This is a genomic window from Streptomyces spinosisporus (genome assembly GCF_022698145.1).
Lineage (GTDB): Bacteria > Actinomycetota > Actinomycetes > Streptomycetales > Streptomycetaceae > Streptomyces > Streptomyces spinosisporus.
In genome coordinates this window covers 29,288-47,301 of sequence record NZ_JALDAX010000005.1, presented here as the reverse complement: position 1 = coordinate 47,301, position 18,014 = coordinate 29,288, and the positions used below count along the sequence as shown (strand labels likewise).

Annotated in this window: 14 protein-coding genes; 5 read left to right on the top strand and 9 right to left on the bottom strand. The window is 69.6% G+C overall.

Features of this window, described 5'->3' with window-relative positions; all coding sequences use genetic code 11:
- Window positions 1-35: 35 nt before the first annotated feature.
- Complete coding sequence (locus tag MQN93_RS14740) at window positions 36-1,379, bottom strand: UDP-glucose dehydrogenase family protein (RefSeq protein ID WP_242709837.1); 1,344 nt, start codon at window positions 1,377-1,379, stop codon at window positions 36-38.
- A 203-nt stretch (window positions 1,380-1,582) separates the two neighbouring features.
- Here MQN93_RS14740 and MQN93_RS14735 point away from each other — a divergent pair, with 203 nt between their 5' ends.
- Together MQN93_RS14735 and MQN93_RS14730 are read left to right on the top strand one after the other, a co-directional pair.
- Window positions 1,583-2,740: an acyl-CoA dehydrogenase family protein gene (locus MQN93_RS14735; protein ID WP_242709836.1), complete on the top strand. Its 1,158-nt coding sequence runs from the start codon at window positions 1,583-1,585 to the stop codon at window positions 2,738-2,740.
- Window positions 2,741-2,874: 134 nt separating this feature from the next.
- The gene (locus MQN93_RS14730) at window positions 2,875-3,240 is read left to right on the top strand and encodes a four-helix bundle copper-binding protein (RefSeq protein ID WP_242709835.1); all 366 of its coding nucleotides are present in this window, start codon (window positions 2,875-2,877) and stop codon (window positions 3,238-3,240) included.
- Between the two features lie 32 nt (window positions 3,241-3,272).
- Here the strand turns inward: MQN93_RS14730 and MQN93_RS14725 are convergent, their stop codons facing one another.
- Window positions 3,273-3,908, bottom strand: a complete 636-nt coding sequence (locus MQN93_RS14725) for an HAD family hydrolase (protein WP_016436333.1) — start codon at window positions 3,906-3,908, stop codon at window positions 3,273-3,275.
- Window positions 3,901-5,181: an LCP family protein gene (locus tag MQN93_RS14720; RefSeq protein ID WP_016436332.1), complete on the bottom strand. Its 1,281-nt coding sequence runs from the start codon at window positions 5,179-5,181 to the stop codon at window positions 3,901-3,903. Before MQN93_RS14720 ends, MQN93_RS14725 begins: the two co-directional genes overlap by 8 nt.
- 119 nt (window positions 5,182-5,300) lie before the next feature.
- Between MQN93_RS14720 and MQN93_RS14715 the strand changes: the two genes are divergently transcribed.
- Entirely contained in the window at window positions 5,301-5,858 is a 558-nt protein-coding gene (locus MQN93_RS14715) for an acyl-CoA thioesterase (RefSeq protein ID WP_242709834.1), read from the top strand.
- 38 nt (window positions 5,859-5,896) lie between these two features.
- On the opposite strand, the gene MQN93_RS14710 is transcribed toward MQN93_RS14715, so the two are convergent.
- Entirely contained in the window at window positions 5,897-7,378 is a 1,482-nt protein-coding gene (locus tag MQN93_RS14710; protein WP_443744613.1) for an LCP family protein, read from the bottom strand.
- 127 nt (window positions 7,379-7,505) lie between these two features.
- Here MQN93_RS14710 and MQN93_RS14705 point away from each other — a divergent pair, with 127 nt between their 5' ends.
- Window positions 7,506-8,534 carry a glycosyltransferase family 2 protein gene (locus MQN93_RS14705; protein WP_242709833.1) on the top strand — a complete coding sequence of 343 codons (1,029 nt, stop codon included), beginning with the start codon at window positions 7,506-7,508 and terminating at the stop codon, window positions 8,532-8,534.
- Window positions 8,535-8,561: 27 nt separating this feature from the next.
- On the opposite strand, the gene MQN93_RS14700 is transcribed toward MQN93_RS14705, so the two are convergent.
- The 5 genes from MQN93_RS14700 to MQN93_RS14680 form a co-directional block, all read right to left on the bottom strand.
- The gene (locus tag MQN93_RS14700; RefSeq protein ID WP_372504359.1) at window positions 8,562-10,007 is read right to left on the bottom strand and encodes an LCP family protein; all 1,446 of its coding nucleotides are present in this window, start codon (window positions 10,005-10,007) and stop codon (window positions 8,562-8,564) included.
- Between the two features lie 377 nt (window positions 10,008-10,384).
- The gene (locus MQN93_RS14695) at window positions 10,385-12,007 is read right to left on the bottom strand and encodes an LCP family protein (RefSeq protein ID WP_242709831.1); all 1,623 of its coding nucleotides are present in this window, start codon (window positions 12,005-12,007) and stop codon (window positions 10,385-10,387) included.
- A 76-nt stretch (window positions 12,008-12,083) separates the two neighbouring features.
- Window positions 12,084-13,805 (bottom strand): LCP family protein, encoded by a 1,722-nt coding sequence (locus MQN93_RS14690; RefSeq protein WP_016436326.1) that lies wholly within the window; start codon window positions 13,803-13,805, stop codon window positions 12,084-12,086.
- 238 nt (window positions 13,806-14,043) lie between these two features.
- Window positions 14,044-15,264: an LCP family protein gene (locus MQN93_RS14685; protein WP_443744612.1), complete on the bottom strand. Its 1,221-nt coding sequence runs from the start codon at window positions 15,262-15,264 to the stop codon at window positions 14,044-14,046.
- A 295-nt stretch (window positions 15,265-15,559) separates the two neighbouring features.
- The gene (locus tag MQN93_RS14680; RefSeq protein ID WP_242709829.1) at window positions 15,560-16,315 is read right to left on the bottom strand and encodes a TIGR03089 family protein; all 756 of its coding nucleotides are present in this window, start codon (window positions 16,313-16,315) and stop codon (window positions 15,560-15,562) included.
- Window positions 16,316-16,444: 129 nt separating this feature from the next.
- Here MQN93_RS14680 and MQN93_RS14675 point away from each other — a divergent pair, with 129 nt between their 5' ends.
- Window positions 16,445-17,908: a peptidoglycan recognition protein family protein gene (locus MQN93_RS14675; protein WP_242709828.1), complete on the top strand. Its 1,464-nt coding sequence runs from the start codon at window positions 16,445-16,447 to the stop codon at window positions 17,906-17,908.
- Window positions 17,909-18,014 lie beyond the last annotated feature (106 nt).

The following is an 18,014-nucleotide window of genomic DNA, read 5'->3' as shown; positions in this document are numbered from 1 at the left end:
ACGTGAGGATCAGGCCGTCGGGTGTACGACGGGGATCAGGCCGTCGGGCGGCCCATCGCCCGGTACGTCCACCCGGCCTTGCGCCACAGCTGGGGGTCGAGCGCGTTGCGCCCGTCCAGGATCAGCCGGGTCGCCGCGACCGCGCCCAGCTCCGCCGGGTCCAGCTCCCGGAACTCCCGCCACTCCGTCAGATGCAGTACGACATCGGCGCCGCGCACCGCCTCCGTCGCGCTCTGCGCGTAGCCGAGCGTCGGGAAGACTCGGCTGGCGTTCTCCATGCCCTTGGGGTCGTAGACGGTCACCTGGCCGCCCTGGAGGTGGATCTGCCCGGCGACGTTCAGCGCCGGGGAGTCGCGTACGTCGTCCGAGTCCGGCTTGAAGGTGGCACCGAGCACCGCGACCCGCTTGCCCAGGAAGGAACCGCCGCCGAGCGCCTCCCGGGCCAGCTCCACCATCTGGCCGCGCTGGCGCATGTTGATCGAGTCGATCTCGCGCAGGAAGGTCAGCGCCTGGTCGGCCCCGAGCTCACCGGCGCGCGCCATGAACGCCCGGATGTCCTTGGGCAGACAGCCGCCGCCGAAGCCGATGCCGGCCCGCAGGAACTTCCTGCCGATCCGGTCGTCGTACCCGATCGCCTCGGCGAGCTTGGCGACGTCGCCGCCGGAGGCCTCGCACATCTCGGCCATGGCGTTGATGAAGGAGATCTTGGTGGCGAGGAAGGAGTTCGCGGAGGTCTTCACCAGCTCGGCGGTCGGGAAGTCGGTGACGACGAACGGCGTCCCCTCGGACACCGGCGTCGCGTACACCTCGCGCAGCAGCTTCTCCGCCCGCTCGCTGCGCACGCCGACCACGATCCGGTCGGGGTGCAGGGTGTCGTCCACGGCGAAGCCCTCGCGCAGGAACTCCGGGTTCCAGGCCAGCTCGGCGTCCTGCCCGGCCGGCGCGTGCCCGGCGAGATAGGCGGCGAGCCGGTCCGCGGAGCCGACCGGCACGGTGGACTTGCCGACGACCAGCGCGGGGCCGGTCAGATGCGGGGCGAGCGAGGCGATCGCGGCGTCGACGTAGGACATGTCGCAGGCGTACTCGCCGTGCTTCTGCGGGGTGTTCACGCACACGAAGTGCACATCGCCGAAGGCGCCGACCTCCGCCCAGTCCTGGGTGAAGCGCAGCCGCCCGCTGGAGCCCTCGAACCCGGCCACGTGCTTGCGCAGCAGCTCCTCCAGGCCCGGCTCGAACATCGGCGCCTCGGCCCGCTGGAGCTTCTCGATCTTCTCCCGCACGACGTCCAGGGCGAGCACCTCGAAGCCCAGCTCGGCCATGGCCGCGGCGTGGGTGGCGCCGAGATAGCCGGTGCCGATCACGGTGATCTTGAGGCTCATGGATGCTCCATTGGGGGTACGGCGTTCGCTGCGGTGCCCGAGCATATCCGGGGCGTGCCGCGGCCCTTCGGTGGGCACATTTCCCGCTGTCGCCAAGCTCACGTATCACTGACGTGAGCCGCCCCCTAAAATTTGAGTTACTTAACGGTAATTAGCGTTATCACCACCGTTCGTCATCAAGCGTCCTTGGAGCGTGAGAGACCTTGGCCGGATCGGCTGACTTCGACCTGTACCGCCCGTCCGAGGAGCACGACATGCTCCGCGACGCGATCCGTTCACTGGCCGAGGCGAAGATCGCGCCGTACGCCGCCGCGGTGGACGAGGAGGCCCGCTTCCCGCAGGAGGCGCTCGACGCCCTCGTCGCGGGCGACCTGCACGCCGTGCACGTCCCCGAGGCGTTCGGCGGGGCGGGCGCGGACGCGCTGGCCACCGTGATCGTGATCGAGGAGGTGGCGCGCGTGTGCGTCTCCTCCTCCCTGATCCCGGCCGTGAACAAGCTGGGCTCGCTGCCCGTCATCCTCTCCGGCTCCGAGGAGCTGAAGAAGAAGTACATGACCCCGCTCGCCAAGGGCGAGGGCATGTTCTCCTACTGCCTGTCCGAGCCGGACGCCGGCTCCGACGCGGCCGGCATGAAGACGCGCGCGGTCCGCGACGGCGACTCCTGGGTCCTCAACGGCGTCAAGCGCTGGATCACCAACGCCGGCGTCAGCGAGTACTACACGGTCATGGCCGTGACCGACCCCACCAAGCGCTCCAAGGGCATCTCGGCCTTCGTCGTCGAGAAGTCCGACGAGGGCGTCTCCTTCGGTGCCCCGGAGAAGAAGCTCGGCATCAAGGGCTCCCCGACCCGCGAGGTCTACCTCGACAACGTCCGCATCCCGGCCGACCGCATGATCGGCGAGGAGGGCACGGGCTTCGCCACCGCGATGCAGACCCTGGACCACACCCGCATCACCATCGCCGCCCAGGCCCTCGGCGTCGCCCAGGGCGCCCTCGACTACGCCAAGGGCTACGTCCAGGAGCGCAAGCAGTTCGGCAAGCCGATCGCCGACTTCCAGGGCATCCAGTTCATGCTCGCCGACATGGCCATGAAGATCTCGGCCGCCCGCGCCCTGACCTACCAGGCCGCTGCCGCCTCCGAGCGCGGCGACAAGGACCTCACCTTCCAGGGCGCCGCCGCCAAGTGCTTCGCCTCGGACGTCGCGATGGAGGTCACCACGGACGCCGTCCAACTCCTCGGCGGCTACGGCTACACCCGTGACTACCCGGTGGAGCGCATGATGCGCGACGCCAAGATCACGCAGATCTACGAGGGCACCAACCAGGTCCAGCGCATCGTCATGGCGCGCAACCTGCCGTAACCCGCGGCCTCGTGGCGGGCGCGGGCAATTCGTAGGGGATTGTTCGTGTCCGCCCGATGGCGTCCGGTCCCGGGCGGGCGTAGGACGGAAGGGCACGGGGCCCACCCCGGGCCCTCTTCCTCCTTGGAGGAGCCATGACCCAGACCGGACCCATGAGCGCCATGAGCAAGGAGATGCAGGACTGCGTCGCGGCCTGCATGACGAGCCACAGCATGTGCGAGGAGACCATGAGCTCCTGCATGCAGAGCATGGGCGGCCAGGCGCAGATGCAGATCATGCGCGCGCTGATCGACTGCTCCGAGACGACCCGGATGTGCTCGGACATGATGATGCGCCGCTCGCCCATGTCGGCCGAGATGTGCGGGCTGTGCGCCAAGGCGTGTGACATGTGCGCCGAGGCGTGTATGTCCATGCCGGACGATCCGCAGATGATGCGCTGTGCCGAGGCGTGTCGCCGCTCGGCCGAGACCTGCCGGGCGATGGCGGGCGCGACCATGTGAGCACGGAACAACTCGGCTCCGCGGACCGGCGTTCAGGCGAACAGCGGCGCCAACGCCCGTTCCAGGTCCGCCGGTTCGCGGAAGTGCACGGCGCGCATGCCCAGGGCGGCCGCCGCCTCGACGTTGTCCTCGCCGTCGTCGACGAACAGACAGCGCTCGGGCGGGGTGCCCGCGAGCTCCGCCGCCAGCCGGTAGATGCGCGGGTCCGGCTTGGCGAGACCCACGCGGGCACTGTTGACGACATGGTCGGCGAGGTCGCTCAGACCCATGGAGTCGAGGTCGGACTCCAGCTCCAGGGCCGCGTTGGAGACGAGGACCAGCGGCACCCGGACGCGGGCGCGGCGCAGCAGGGCCACGACCTCCTCGTCGGCGTGGAAGGGCGATTCGATCAGGGCGAGAGCCAGGTCGTACGCCACCTGCTGTTCCGCCACCAGACCCGCGAGGCCCTCCGCGATGGCCTCCGCCCACTCCTGCGAGGTGATCTCGCCGAGCAGCAGCGGCTCGACCGTTTCCTGGGCGAACGCCACCTTCTGCGTGGTGCCCTCGGCGATCCCCGCGACGCGCTCCAGCGCCTGGAGGCGGGAGGAGTCGAAGGTCCGGATCACATTGTCCACATCGCACAGAACCGCCCCGTAGGGCGGTCTGCGGCCGTTGCTGCCGTCACTCACTCGAGACCGTGACCTTCTGGTCGTTGTTCAGTTCGTTCACCAGCGTCTTGACCTTGGCCTTGTCCCAGACGAGGTTGCCGCCGGTGGAGCCGGAGATCGGCATGTTCATCGAGACACCGTCACCGCCGCTGACGCCCTTCATCGCCCAGAACATCGAGGCCAGGTCCCACAGGCTCATGTCCTTGTCGACGATCAGGGAGTCCAGGCCCGCGCCCAGCGTGGGGTAGAGCTTGAAGGGGTTGAGGACCGTCGACGGGGTCGCCACCTGGTGTGCCAGCGCGGACAGGAACTTCTGCTGGTTCTTGGTGCGCTGCAGGTCGGACTGGGCGAAGGCGTGCCGGGTGCGGACGAAGGCGAGGGCCTGGTCGCCGTTGAGCTTCTGCTTGCCGGCCTTGAAGTCGGCGCCCGAGTACTTGTCCTTGAAGCCCTTGTCGATGTCGATGGTCACGCCGCCGACCGCGTCCACGATGTTCGCGAAGCCGGCGAAGCCGATCTCGACGTAGTGGTCGATGTGCAGGCCCATGTTGGCCTCGATCGTGCGGACCAGGAGGGTCGGGCCGTCCTCGGCGTACGCGGCGTTCAGCTTCGTCTGGCGGCCCGTGGCCGGGTAGGTCTTGCCGGAGGTCGAGCCCTTGTAGGAGGGGATCGTCACATTCGAGTCGCGCGGCAGCGAGATCAGGGTGTCGCCGTTGTCGCCGACGTGCAGGATCATCATCGAGTCCGTGCGCTTGCCCTCGGCGGAGCCGGTGTGCAGCTTCTTCTTGTCCTCCGCGGACAGTCCTTCGCGGCTGTCGGAGCCGACGATCAGGTAGTTCGTGCCGTCGCCGGTCGCCGGGCGGTCGATGACCTTGGACAGGTCGACGTCGCGGTTCAGCTTGGAGTCGGCCCAGAAGTAGGTGGCGACCGACGTCACGACCAGCACCGTGACCAGGGTGATCGCGGTCCACTTGATACGGCGCCGCCAGTTCGGCCGCGGCCGCATGTCCTGGCCGCCGGGGCCGCCCGGGCCGCCGGAGCCGCCGTAGACCTGGCCCGTGTTGTAGCCGCTGTCATAGCCGTCGTCGTAGCCGCCGTGTCCCTGGCCGTCGACGTAGGTGGGCTGCTGGGGGACACCGCCGTACGGCGGCGCGGACCGGCCGGGGCCGCCGTAGGCACCCGAGGCGGGCCGGCGGACCTGCCGCATCGCGCGGGCACCCTCGGGGTGCGCGCTCGCGCTGCCGCGTCCGTACCGGTTGCGGTTGTCGTCGGACCATGCCTCGGGCCAATCGTTCATGGGCCCCAGTGTGCAGGTAGCTGCGGTGCCCTTTACAAGGGTCGTCGGAAAATCAGGTCACGGCTGTTGCGAACCCAACACAAAGTCCGCAGATGTCACCTCGGCATAAGGTGGAGGCCATGACACACCAGGCCCCCGCCGTGGAAGCGGACACTCCGGAGATCCCGGGCAAGCCCACCTCGGCATCCCGGACCACGCTGAGCCACATCATGACCCACGCCGACACGAATCTTCTGGGCACGGTGCACGGCGGCGTGATCATGAAGCTGGTGGACGACGCGGCGGGCGCGGTGGCCGGGCGGCACAGCGGGGGGCCCGCCGTGACCGCCTCCATGGACGAGATGGCGTTCCTGGAGCCGGTCCGCGTCGGGGACCTCGTCCATGTGAAGGCCCAGGTCAACTGGACGGGCCGGACCTCCATGGAGGTCGGTGTACGGGTCCTCGCCGAACGCTGGAACGAGTCGACCCCGCCCACCCAGGTCGGCTCCGCGTACCTGGTCTTCGCCGCCGTCGACGCCGACGGCAAGCCCCGCCCGGTCCCCCCGGTCCTCCCCGAAACGGAAAAGGACCGACGCCGCTACCAGGAGGCCCAAATCCGCCGCACCCACCGCCTGGCCCGCCGCCGAGCAATCATGGAACTACGCGAACGACGCGTGGCGGAGGGCTTGGACGACTGAGCACGGCGCCGCCGGTGGCGGGTGCGGACGGTCGTGCCTCACGAGCACGCCACCTGGTCTCCCGTCACCACCCTGGGTGCCCCGAGGTCCGTGTTTTCGGCGTGTACCTTCTGTACTCCCTTGAAGTCGGTGCCGACGATGACCTTGAGCTGTGGGCCGAGGCCCTTGACCGGGCGTAGTTCGCTGCCGGGCAGGGCGGCTGCCAGGGACTTTGCGGAGCGGTCCCAGCCGGGGTCGTAGGCGACGACCGTCCGTTTCACCGTGCGGTCGTCGGCGTTGGCAGGCGTGCCGGTCGTCCGGAAGCCTGCTCCTGCCAGTGCCGCGTCCGCGCGCTTGCCGAGTCCCTCGGCGGCCGTGCCGTTCTCCACCTGGACGCGGATCTGCTGCGGGGCCACCTCGACCGGCACGGTGGCGGGCCGCGCCTCGTGCACGGTCAGCGGCTTGTCGTCGCGCAGTGACCTGAAGAGCCGGTCGGCCTTGGCGGTGTCCCACTTCAGCGTCTCGCCGAGGCCCTTGACGACGTACCCCATCTGCCCGATGGGCACGGTCGTGAACTCGGAGGACGCGGGGGAGAAGTTGCGCATCGCGCGGCCGAGATCGAGCAGCTCGTCGGTGCCGAAGCCCTTGTCGGCGCGCACCGACCCCAGCACCGCCCGCGTCACGTCCCGGAACTTCATCGGGTTCAGCAGGATCCCGGAGGACGTGGCCCGCTCCACGAGCGCCGCGAGGAAGCGCTGCTGACGCTTCATCCGGCCGAGGTCGGACGCCCCGTCGACATGCCGGGCGCGGACGTACTGCAGCGCCTGGCCGCCGGTGAGCTTGTGCGTTCCGGCCGGCAGGTCGAGTCCGGTGTACGAGTCCTTCAGCGGCGCGGCGGTGCAGATCTGCACCCCGCCGAGCACGTCCACGGTCCGCATGAAGCTGGTGAAGTCGACCTCCAGATAGTGGTCGATCTTCACATGGGTCATGTCCTCGACGGTCCGCACCGTGAGGTTCGGACCCCCCTCCGCGTACGCCGCGTTGATCTTGATGGCGTGCCCGGGGATCTGCTTGCCGGTCCGTTCGTCGGTGCGCGCGGGCGTCATCGCGAGCGAGTCGCGCGGCAGGCTCACCACGCTCGCCCGTTCCCGGTCCTCCGAGATGTGCACGATCATGATCGTGTCGGTGCAGTGGCAGGGGGCCCCGCCCAGGTGGTAGCGCCGGCGCTCCTGCGGGGTGATCCGGTCGCGCCCGTCCGTGCCGACCAGCAGCACGTTCATGCCGTGCCCGGCCTGCGGGCGGTTCTTCATGTCCTTGAAGGGATCGACACGTGCGATGCCCGCGTCGAGACTGCTGACCACCGCGTGCCCGATCCCGGCGGAGGCGAGGACGACCACGGAGAGGGTCGTGGCCGCGCGCATGGCCCAGCGCGGCTTCTTCCGCCGCACCGGCGGACGCGGCCCGCGCGGGTGCGGGGGGCCGGCGGGCCGGGGGCGGCGCTGCGGGGGAGCGGGCGCGGCGGACCGAGGCTGCGTGGGCAAGGGGGACACCTCCGGGCGACGGCCGTACGTGGGATCGTGAGCACCGTAGGCCCATACGATCTGTAGCCCGGGCCACCGCCCCGGCGGGGCGCAACGGTGTCCCCCATTCGCGGTAACGTAACGGGCGATGAACGCCAACCCCGACGTGCGACTCCCCGCCGTGTCTGTGATCATGCCGGTCCTCAACGAGGAGCGGCATCTGCGCGGAGCCGTCCAAGCGATCCTCGCGCAGGAGTACGCCGGCGAGATGGAGGTCGTGATCGCCCTCGGTCCGTCCACGGACCGCACGGACGAGATCGCCGCCGAGCTCGTCGCCGAAGACCCGCGCGTCCACACCGTCCCCAACCCGACGGGCCGTACGCCCGCCGCCCTCAACGCCGCGATCAAGGCCTCGCGCCACCCGATCGTCGTCCGCGTCGACGGCCACGGCATGCTCTCGCCCAACTACATCGCCACCGCCGTACGCCTCCTGGACGAGACCGGCGCGCAGAACGTCGGCGGCATCATGCACGCCGAGGGCGAGAACGACTGGGAGCACGCGGTCGCCGCCGCCATGACCTCGAAGATCGGGGTCGGCAACGCCGTCTTCCACACCGGCGGCGCCGCCTGCGAGGCCGAGACCGTCTACCTCGGGGTGTTCCGGCGCGAGGCACTGGAGCAACAGGGCGGCTACAACGAGGAGTTCATCCGCGCCCAGGACTGGGAGCTGAACTTCCGCATCCGCGAGGCCGGCGGCCTGATCTGGTTCTCGCCGGAGCTGAAGGTGTCCTACCGCCCGCGGCCGAGCATGCGCGCGCTGGCCAAGCAGTACAAGGACTACGGCCGCTGGCGGCACGTCGTCGCCCGCTTCCACGAGGGCTCCATCAACCTGCGCTACCTCGCCCCGCCGACGGCCCTGCTGGCGATCGCCGTCGGCATCGTGGTCGGCGCGGCCCTCACGCCCTGGGGCCTCGTGATCCCCGGCGGCTATCTCGCGGCGATCGTCCTCGGCTCCGTCCCGGCGGGCAAGGGGCTGCCGCTGAAGGCGCGGCTGCAGATCCCCGTGGCGCTCGCGACCATGCACATGTCGTGGGGCTGGGGCTTTTTGACCAGCCCCAGGTCCCTCGCGAAGAAGGTCATCGCCTCCCGGCGCCCCGCGGTGCTCGCCTCCAACTGAGCACCGGGGGCCGCCCGTTGACCCGGACTACCAGGTGTAGTTCGGGTTGACGTGCATGCACTGCTTCTTGTCGGAGCCGTTGATGACCTGCGCGGACGACGGCGTCTTGTCGTCCTCCGCCGGGGCCGTGTACGTGGTGCCTGAGCGCCAGTCCGCCCCGACGACCAGCGTGACCCCGCTGACGTCCGTCGACTTCTTCACCGAGGACAGCGGAACGCCGAGCGCCTTGGCCACCCGCTGCGCATCGCCCTCCAAATCTGCGCTCGGATAGCGGATCACCGTCTTCTCCACGCCGGAGTTCACCGAGGAGTCGGCCACCGCCTCGGTGAACCCCTTGCCGACGAGCAGTTCGGCGACCGCGTGCGCCCGTCCGGTCAGCGCGGCCCGGGTACTCGACCCGGTGCCGTTCTGCACCTGTACGGCGATCCGGTCGTCCGCGGCGGCCGGGTCCGCGGAGGCAGGCGTGTCCGCGGACTTCTTCTTGTCCTTGCCGTCCAGCGCGATGTCGTCGCGCACCAGCCGGAACAGCTTGTCCGCGTCACCCGGCTTCGGCACGACCCGGCCGCTGCTGGACGAGGAGTACTGCCAGGGCATCGTCGTCATGGTGATGCGCTTGGTGGGGACCTTCTTCAGCTCCTTGCTCAGGTCGTACAGCTTCGCCACGCTGCCGAGGCCCTCGTCGACGGTCAGCGCGCTGGTGGCCGTCTCCGCGAGCCGGCGCAGCTTGCCCGGGTTGCCGAGCGTGGCGTTCTCCCGCAGCTGGCGCACCATGGCGTTCATGTACTGGTGCTGCGCCTTGGCCCGGGCGATGTCCGTGTTGTCCTCGAAGCCGTAGCGCGTACGCAGCCACTGCAGGGCCTGGACGCCTTTGACGTACGTCGTGCCCTCCTTCAGCTTCAGACCGGAGCCGTGGCCGTCGGAGGACTTGGAGTAGATGTTGGCGTCCACGCAGACCGGTACGCCGCCGATGGCGTCCGCCATGGACACCACGCCCGCGAAGTCGATCATCATGAAGTGGTCGATGTGGATGTCGGTCAGCTTCTCCCAGGTCGCCACCGTGCAGCCCGGTCCGCCGCGGCCGAGGGAGTCGTTGGTGATCGTCGAGGTGAGCGCCCCGTAGACCTTGCCGGTGTCGGGGTCGGTGCACTTCGGGATGTCGACGAGGGTGTCGCGGGGCATGCTCACGACCGACATGTTGCTGCGGTCCGCCGAGAGGTGCAGCAGCATCTGGACGTCGGCGCGCGGCGCGGTGTTGAAGGTGTCCTTGGCTCCGCCGAGCTTCTGGTTCTCCTCGGAGTCCCGGGCGTCGGAGCCGATCAGCAGGATGTTCAGCGGGGTCTGCCCGGCCGCGTTGGCCTTCGACTCGGCGGCGCGGTCCTTCTCGTCGCCGATGTTGAGGTCGTCCTTCTTTATGTTGGCGTTGAGGTGCTGGTAGTAGAGATAGCCGGCCCCCGCCGTGCCGAGTATCACCACCGCCAGAACGATCGCCGACCAGCGCAGCACGCGCCGTCTGCGCCGTTTGCGGTCGCCGCCCGGCCTCCTGCAGCGGCTCGGCGCCGTCGCCCTTTCCTCCCTGGCCCTGCGGTGTGAGGGACATCGTGTCCTCGACCGCGGGCACCTCCCCGCGCACACAGCTCCGCCCCACCTGCTGACCTCCCACCCCTGTGTCCCGGCAACGGCCGTGGACGGTTCAGCCTCCCGGACACCCGTTTCCCCAAACGGAGTGAGCGAGAGGGCGGCGCCCCTGGTGTCCGTCGGACGTGAGCGCACCTCATCATTGTGCAGCCAGTTGGGAGTTTGCTGTGGGCCCCGGCGCAGCGGATGCCGCCGAGGCCCACGCCCCCGGGCCGCTACCAGCGGTAGGGCGCGTACACGTCCATGCACTGACCGCTGTCCGAGCCGTTGATCGCGTCGGCGCTGCCGGGCAGGGCGTCGGAGTCGGCGCCGGACTGCTTCGGATACGTCGTGCCCGTACGCCAGTCGGCGCCCACGACGAGTGTGACCCCGGAGACGTCCGTCGACTTCTGCACCGAACTCAGCGGAATCCCCAGCGACTTGGCGATGCGCTGGGCGTCACCCTCCAGTTCGGCGCTCGGGTAGCGCACGACGGTACGGTCCTCGACGAGCCCCGCCGTCGTGTCCTTCGACGCTCTGGCGAACCCCTTCTGCGCGAGTTCCGCGGCGATGGCGCCCGCGCGCCCGGGGACCGGGGCGAGGGTCGAGGTCCCGGTGGCGTTCTGCACCAGGACGCCGATCCTGTCGTCCGGTGTCGAAGGGGCCTTCGTCGCCGCCTGCTTCGGCTTCTTCTTCCCGCCCGACTCCTTGCCCTTGTCGTCGAAGGGCTCGTCGTCGCGGAGCATCTGCCACACCTTCGCCGCTCCCGCGCCGTCCGGCACCAGGTGGTTGGGGTCCTTGGGGTCCTCCACGTTCGGCATGGTCAGCGAGGTGATGCGGTCCGTCGGCACCGATTTGAGCTGCATCCCCAGGTCGTACAGCTTCTTCACGGTGCCGATCTCCTCGGAGACCTTCAGGGACTTCGTGGCCGCCTCCGCCAGATCGGTCAGCCGGCCCGTGTCGGTGAAGACGTTCTGCTTCTTCAGCGTGCGGATCATCGAGTTCAGATACATGTGCTGCGCGCGGGCCCGCATCGGGTCACTGCCCCAGGCGTGCCGGGTGCGCAGCCACTGCAGCGCCTGCTTGCCCTTGACCTTCTTGGTTCCCGCCGTCATCTTCAGCCCCGAGCCGCCGGGGACGGCTGCCGTCGGGTGGTCCCACACGTTCTGCTTCACACAGACCTCGACGCCCCCGATGGCGTCCGCCATCCGCACCACACCCGCGAAGTCGATCGTCATCCAGTGGTCGATGTAGACCCCGGTGAGGTTCTCCCAGGTGGCCAGCGTGCAGCCGGCTCCGCCGCGGGCCAGCGACGTGTTGATGATGTCGTTGACTGCCGGGTAGACCCGTCCGGTCTCGGGGTCCTTGCACTCGGGGATGTCGACCCGGGTGTCGCGCGGGATGCTGACCATCGCTGCGCTCTTGCGGTCGGCGGAGAGGTGGATGAGCATCTGCACGTCGCCGAGCGGCGGGTTGTCGCGGGTGTCCTTGCTGCCGCCCAGCTTCACGTTCTCGTCGGAAGCACGGCTGTCCGAGCCGATGAGCAGGATGTTCATCGGCGTCTGCCCGTCGGCGTTCGGCTGCGACTTCTGCGCCTTGGAGTCGCCGCTGCTGCGCTCGCCCTTCTGCAGATTGCCGTTCAGGTGCTGGTAGTAGAGGTATCCGGCGCCGGCCGTACCGAGTATCAGGACCGCGAGCGTGGTCGCGGACCATCGCAGCACCCGGTGTTTGCGCCGCGGTCCCCGGCGGCGGTGCCCGCCGTTGCCCGCGTCCCCGGTCTGCGGCGTGCCCCCGCCGCCGGAAGCGCGCCGAACGTCGTCCGGTCGTGGCGCCCTTTTGCGCACATCGCTCTGAGACATCCCCCGTCCTCCCCACCCTTGCGCCGCCAAATGGGCCTGCCCTGCGTCCTGTTAGACGCACGACAGGCCCCTCAGGTCACTTGGCGCACTCCACCTTGTCCGCCGTGGACTTGTCGACGTCCGGTGCCTTGGACGGTGCGGTGAGGGGTTCCCCGGCGGTCTCGAAGTCCTTGCCCAGGGTCAGCGTCATCGTCGGCAGGCCCTGCGCGTTGGTGACGCTCTTGCCGGGCTTCAGCGCCGAGCCGGACAGACCCATGATGTCGGCCAGCCGGCGCGCCTGGTCGGCCTGGTCGGGGGCGTACTCGAGCGTCGTCCTGCTGAGCTCCGCCTCCGCGTTGCCGGCGTTCTCGGACTTGGTGACGCCCGCCTCGTTCTGCAGGTACTCCAGCTCCGCCTGGGCGCTGCCCGCTGCGGCGCCGCCGTTCAGGATCCGTACGCGCACGTCCGACGCGGCCGACTTGGTGCCCTTGAGACGGGCCGCCGCGGCGTCCGCCTCCTTCTTCTTCTCCTGCTTGACCGCGGTGAAGGAGACGTCGTTCTTGATGGCCTGGAAGACCTCCGGGGCCTTCGACTCGTTGAGGACGACGGTCGCCTTGACCTTCTCGGCCGGGTTGTCGATCACCGGCACGGTGGTGAACGTCAGGTTCTTCGGGTTGAGCTTGCCGAGCTCCAGACCGAGGTCCTTCAGCTTGCCGATGCTGTCGAGGTTGGAGTCGACGGTCAGCGCCTTGGTGCCCGCCTCAGCCACCTTCACCATCTTCGCGGGGTTGGTGAGCGTGTCGTTCGACTTCAGCTTGCGCATCAGCGCGCTGAGGAACTGCTGCTGCAGCGCGATCCGGCTCAGGTCGCCGCCGAAGCCGACCGCGTGCCGGGTGCGCACGAAGGCGAGGGCCGTCTCGCCCTCGATGTGCCGCATGCCCTTCTTCAGATTCAGGTGCGAGTCAGGGTCGTTGATGTCCTTGCCGAGACATACGTCGACGCCGCCGACCGCCGTGGTCAGCGTCTTGACCGCGTTGAAGTCGGCGACCATGAAGTTGTCCGGCTTGATGCCGGTCAACTCCGTGACCGTGCGCGCGGTGCAGCTGGGCGTGCGGTCGTCCTGGCCCAGGCTGGTGTTGAACCGTACGCCGCTGGTGCCCGCGATGACCTTCTCGCTGCCGTCGTCCTGCTGGGTCGGGCAGTCCGGGATGTCGGTGATCAGGTCGCGCGGGATGCTCAACGCGGTCGCGTTCGAACGGTCCTTGGAGACATGCAGCAGGATCGTGGTGTCCGCGTGGCCGACACTGCCGGAGTCGCCGTACTTCGTGTTGCCCTCACCGGTGCGCTTGTCGGTGCCGATCAGCAGGATGTTGATCGCCTTGCCCTTGCTGAAGCCACCGGTGCTCGCGCCGTCGTCGGAGACGGACGTGATGTTGTCGTTGAGGTGCTTGATGTAGAGGTAGGCACCACCGGCGACGGCGAGCAGCACGAACGCCATGCTGCCGCCCGTCCACATCAGGGCCTTCTTCGCCTTCGACTTCTTCTTCGCCGGGCGTCGGCCGCGCCGGCCCGGCAACGGCTCCTCGGGTGCGCGGCGCCGCCGTTGCGGCGGTACGTCGCGGCCCGGGGCCTGCGGTGCCGCCGACCGGTTGCGGGTCGCGCCGCCCGCGTCACGGGGGGCTGCTCTGCGCGGGCCGGGAACCGCCGATCGCGGTGCGGAAGGAGTCAGTCGCAGTTCGTATTCGCCGGTGTTCGGATTGAGCACCCACTGGTCTGCGGGGTCGATGTCGTCCGCCCGCCCACGGCTTTGCGAGTCCACGGTTGTCCGAATCCTCCGTTTGGCCACGCGGCGCCTTCCCCCTCCAAGGCGCTCGGTCTGGTCTCGCAGTGCACGACCCCGGGAAGGACCACGCGATAAGTGCACCGGATCGCTCACACTATCCGCCCAGTTCGGCGTCAAGCGACGACGGTGACAAATTCCACGTCCCTACAACTGGGCAATCCGCCCATTTCACGGGACTTTCTTGCGGCGACTGTTCGTCGCCTTGGTGTTCGCTTTACGCGCAGGCGTCCTCGGCGGCGGTGTTCCCGCTGAACGTGGGGGCGGGCGAAACGGACGTCCCGGACCGGTCAGACCGCTTTTCGCCGTTGTTCCCCTCGCTCTTCGTGGTCGAATTGCGACTCTTTGCGGCGGATTCCCCGGGTGCTTCCCTCGCGACCGTCAACGGCGTGTCCCTGCGCAGCCGTTCGAAGAGCTTCCGCGCCTCGGGCTCCTCCAGCTGGTCGCGATTGGCGTTGTAGACGTACGACTCCCGCGGAACGGTCAGGAATTGCACGCGTTCGGCGGGGATGTCGCGCAGACCGCGCACGAGTTCGTACAAACCGCGCAGACTCGCCAGATCCGGGTCGGTGGTGAGGGACGACGTGGCGGCGTCCAGCACCGGATAGAGCTTCACGGGATTCAGCAGTACGTCATTGCTCTGCACCTTGTTGACGAGCGCCCCGAGAAATCGCTGCTGGCGCTCCATCCGGTCGGTGTCGCTGCCGTTGCCGAGGGACTTGCGGGCGCGGACGTAGCCGAGCGCCTGCTCGCCGTTGAGCGTGACCCGGCCCGCGGGCAGCTTCAGCTTGGCGGCCTTGTCGTCGATCGGCTTCTTCAGGCAGACCCGTACGCCGTCGACGGCGTCGACCATCTCCTTGAAGCCGTGGAAGTCGATGACCATGTGGTGGTCGATCCGGATGTCGGTGAGCTTCTCCACGGTCCGGATGGTGCAGGCCGAACCGCCCATCTGGAAGGCGTAGTTGAACATCGCGAACGTCGGCTCGGAGCGGGTGCCGTCGGGGCGCAGACAGGAGGGCACGTCCACCATGAGGTCACGGGGAAGGGACATCGCGGTGGCGGTGTGCCGGCCCTTGGACAGGTGCAGCAGGATCGTCGTGTCGGACCGCTCGGTGCCCGAGTCGCGCCCGTAGCGGGCGTTGCCGTCCCCGGAGCGCGAGTCCGAACCGATCACCAGGATGTTCTGCGCGTCCTTGACGAGCGAGGTGGGCCTTTCCTTCTCGTACCGCGCAAGCTCCCGGGCCGCCGCCTCGTCGGGCGTGATGTTCCCGTCCAGCTTCATGTACAGCACCCACCCACCCCCCACGGCCCCGGCGACCAGCACCGCAACGGCGATCCCCCCATACCGCACCCACCGCCGCCGCCCCCACCACAACGCCCGCCTAAGCCTTTCCACGTGCCCGCTCCACCCCTCACGGCGTACGAACATCCCGGCCATACGACCATGCCCCGGGGGAAGCACGGGGGCGCCCTGTTACTACGCCGTTCGGGTGAGGCAGGCTTTCTGCGACGGCGGTGACTGCAAGCTTTTAGGGGCGCGAGGGCACCGCAGGCTTACGAGGGCGCGGGCGCCGCGGGCTTCCGGGGGAGCGGGCGCCGCGGGCTTCCGGGGGCGCAGCTGACGCGCGCTTTCTGGGACGCGGGCGACTGCAAGCTTTTAGGGGCGCGGGGAACTGCGCGACAAGCCACGACGAACCCGCACCCGCACAACTGCCCGCCAAGGCCCCCCACTCTCAGCGGCGCACCACAGACACCCGCTCACTCTCAACCCGAGCCGCCACCGCATCCTCCCCAAGCCGCTCAAGATGCCGACACAACACCACCGACCCCCCACTCGCGAGCGGCCCGAACAACCCCACACTCAACCCCTCCCACGTGTCATACGACAGCCCGGACAACACCCGCACCCCACCCCCGCTCAATCCGAGCTCCCCCGCATCCGCGACCGCCCGCTCAACAACCTCCACCCCACTGAACTCCCGCCCGTCCACGACCAGCGCAACCTCCCCAGGATCCACCGCCGCAAAAGCCGCGAAGCGATCCCCCTGCCCCGGCACCTCCACCGCGTAGTCGACAAACCCCTCCGGCGGCTGCGGAAACCGCCCCCCGAGCGGCCGCAACGCAAGGGCAACCCGCTCCCCCCGACAGGCCCGCGCCGACTCCAACGACTCCGGCCCACTCACCACCACATCGGCGGCAGCCGCATCCCCGCCGACATCGGCAACCACCCCCACCGACGCACACGCCAGCACCCACACGGCCGTCTGCCAGTGCGCGGGCAGCAGCAGCGCCACCCGGTCGCCGGGTCCGGCGGCCAGGTCGCCCTGGAGGAGGTTGGCGGTCTTGGTCACCCAATTGGCGAAGGTGGCCACGGACAGTTCGACGCGCTCGCCCGTGGCGTCGTCGTAGAAGGTCACCAGCGGTCGTGCGGGGTCCGTGGCGAGCGCGGAACTGAGCAGGTCGGCAGGGGTGCGGTCGGTGGCGTTCATCCGCGCAAGGGTACGCGGACGGCCGCTCGCGCACGCTGCGGCGGGGCCACCGGTTCGGAGGAACGCCAGCCGACGGTCCGTCAGTTCCCGGATGGGCAGATATGTCTGACTATGTCCAGGATCGGCAGCATGCGTCGACTCCTTGCTTCCTCGATCGCCGCCTCGGTCGGCGTCGCCTGCGCGGGCGCCCTCGCCCTTCCGTTGACCCTGCCCGCCGCAGCGGCGTCAAAGGCGCCCGCCGCCGGAGCCGCCGGCGCCGCCGGCTCGGTCCCGGACGCCGGGTCCGACCTCCCCGGCAGCACCCACTCGCTGCCCCTCGTCCCCCTCGTCCACGTCGCCCCGCCCGCCCGCGACCGCGCCGTGGACTCCCGGCCCGCCGGTGAAGTGGGCCTGACCCGGCGGGACGTACGGCACTTCTCGATGGTCGGGGTCATCTGGGACGACCCGGGCACCGAACTGCACGGACGCGTCCAGGTCCGCACCCGCGCCACCGACACGGGCGTCTGGTCCGGCTGGCAGAACCTGGAGACGGACAACGACGACGCGGCCGACCCCGCCACCGCCGAGCGCACCTCGGGCCGTGTGCACGGCTCCACCGCACCGCTGTGGGTCGGCGACTCGGACGGGGTGGAGGTCCGGGTCCGGGCCGAGGAGCCTCCCCGCACCGAGGGCGCCGCCCCGAACACGCGCGCCGTCGTACCCGGCGCCGCCCTCCCCTCGGGCCTGCGTCTGGAACTCGTGGACCCCGGCGAGGAGTCAGCGGCAGGGAGCGGGTCGCCCGCCACGCCGCACGGCATGCCGGCCGGCGCCCCGCGCACCGGCGCCCTCGGCACCGAGTCGGCCGAGGCCCTGGCCGCCACCGCCGCCAACGCGGCCCTCGTCCCGCTCGGCGCCACCGAGATCCCCGCGCTCAGCCGCAGCGCCACCGAACGGGAGCTACGGACCCTGTCCGGCATCGAACTGACGGCAAGTCAGCGGGCGAAGCCGCACATCGGACCGCGGCCCCGCATCGTCACGCGCCGCGGCTGGGGCGCGAACGAGAAGCTGCGCGAGAAGGGCTTCGTCTACACCAAGAAGGTCAAGGCGGCGTTCGTCCACCACACCTCGTCCGGCAACGGATACCGCTGCTCGCAGGCCCCCTCCGTCATCCGCGGTATCTACCGCTACCACGTCAAGAGCATGGGCTGGCGCGACATCGGCTACAACTTCCTCATCGACAAGTGCGGCACCATCTACGAGGGGCGCGCCGGGGGAGTGGCGAAGGCGGTCCTCGGCGCCCACACCCTCGGCTTCAACACCAACAGCATGGGCGTCGCCGTCCTCGGCAGCTTCGGCTCCCACAAGCCGCCCGCCGCCGCACTGCGGGCCATCTCACGGCTCACCGCCTGGAAACTCGGCCTCTACGGTGCGAATCCGCGTGGAAAGACATATCTGAAGTCGGGGGGTGGCAATCTCTACCGAAAGGGAAAGAACGTACGTCTGAATGTGATCTCCGGCCACCGTGACGGCTATGCCACGGCGTGCCCGGGCACGCAGCTCTACCGCAAACTCGGCACGGCCCGCTCCACCGCGGCCCGCTACCAAGGCCGTTAGGGCCGCACCGGGCGAAAGAAAGGGGCCGGACGGAGGACGCATTCACGCCATCGGGGGACCCCGGGTGGAACCGCACCACACCGCACGGCCGTCGAAGGCGCCGCAC

Excerpts from the sequence above, each read along its gene's own strand:
- MQN93_RS14740 (WP_242709837.1), bottom strand. The coding sequence starts at position 1,379 with ATGAGCCTCAAGATCACCGTGATCGGCACCGGCTATCTCGGCGCCACC.
- MQN93_RS14730 (WP_242709835.1), top strand. The coding sequence starts at position 2,875 with ATGACCCAGACCGGACCCATGAGCGCCATGAGCAAGGAGATGCAGGAC.
- MQN93_RS14720 (WP_016436332.1), bottom strand. The coding sequence starts at position 5,181 with ATGAACGATTGGCCCGAGGCATGGTCCGACGACAACCGCAACCGGTAC.
- MQN93_RS14715 (WP_242709834.1), top strand. The coding sequence starts at position 5,301 with ATGACACACCAGGCCCCCGCCGTGGAAGCGGACACTCCGGAGATCCCG.
- MQN93_RS14705 (WP_242709833.1), top strand. The coding sequence starts at position 7,506 with ATGAACGCCAACCCCGACGTGCGACTCCCCGCCGTGTCTGTGATCATG.
- MQN93_RS14695 (WP_242709831.1), bottom strand. The coding sequence starts at position 12,007 with ATGTCTCAGAGCGATGTGCGCAAAAGGGCGCCACGACCGGACGACGTT.
- MQN93_RS14685 (WP_443744612.1), bottom strand. The coding sequence starts at position 15,264 with ATGGCCGGGATGTTCGTACGCCGTGAGGGGTGGAGCGGGCACGTGGAA.
- MQN93_RS14680 (WP_242709829.1), bottom strand. The coding sequence starts at position 16,315 with ATGAACGCCACCGACCGCACCCCTGCCGACCTGCTCAGTTCCGCGCTC.
- MQN93_RS14675 (WP_242709828.1), top strand. The coding sequence starts at position 16,445 with ATGCGTCGACTCCTTGCTTCCTCGATCGCCGCCTCGGTCGGCGTCGCC.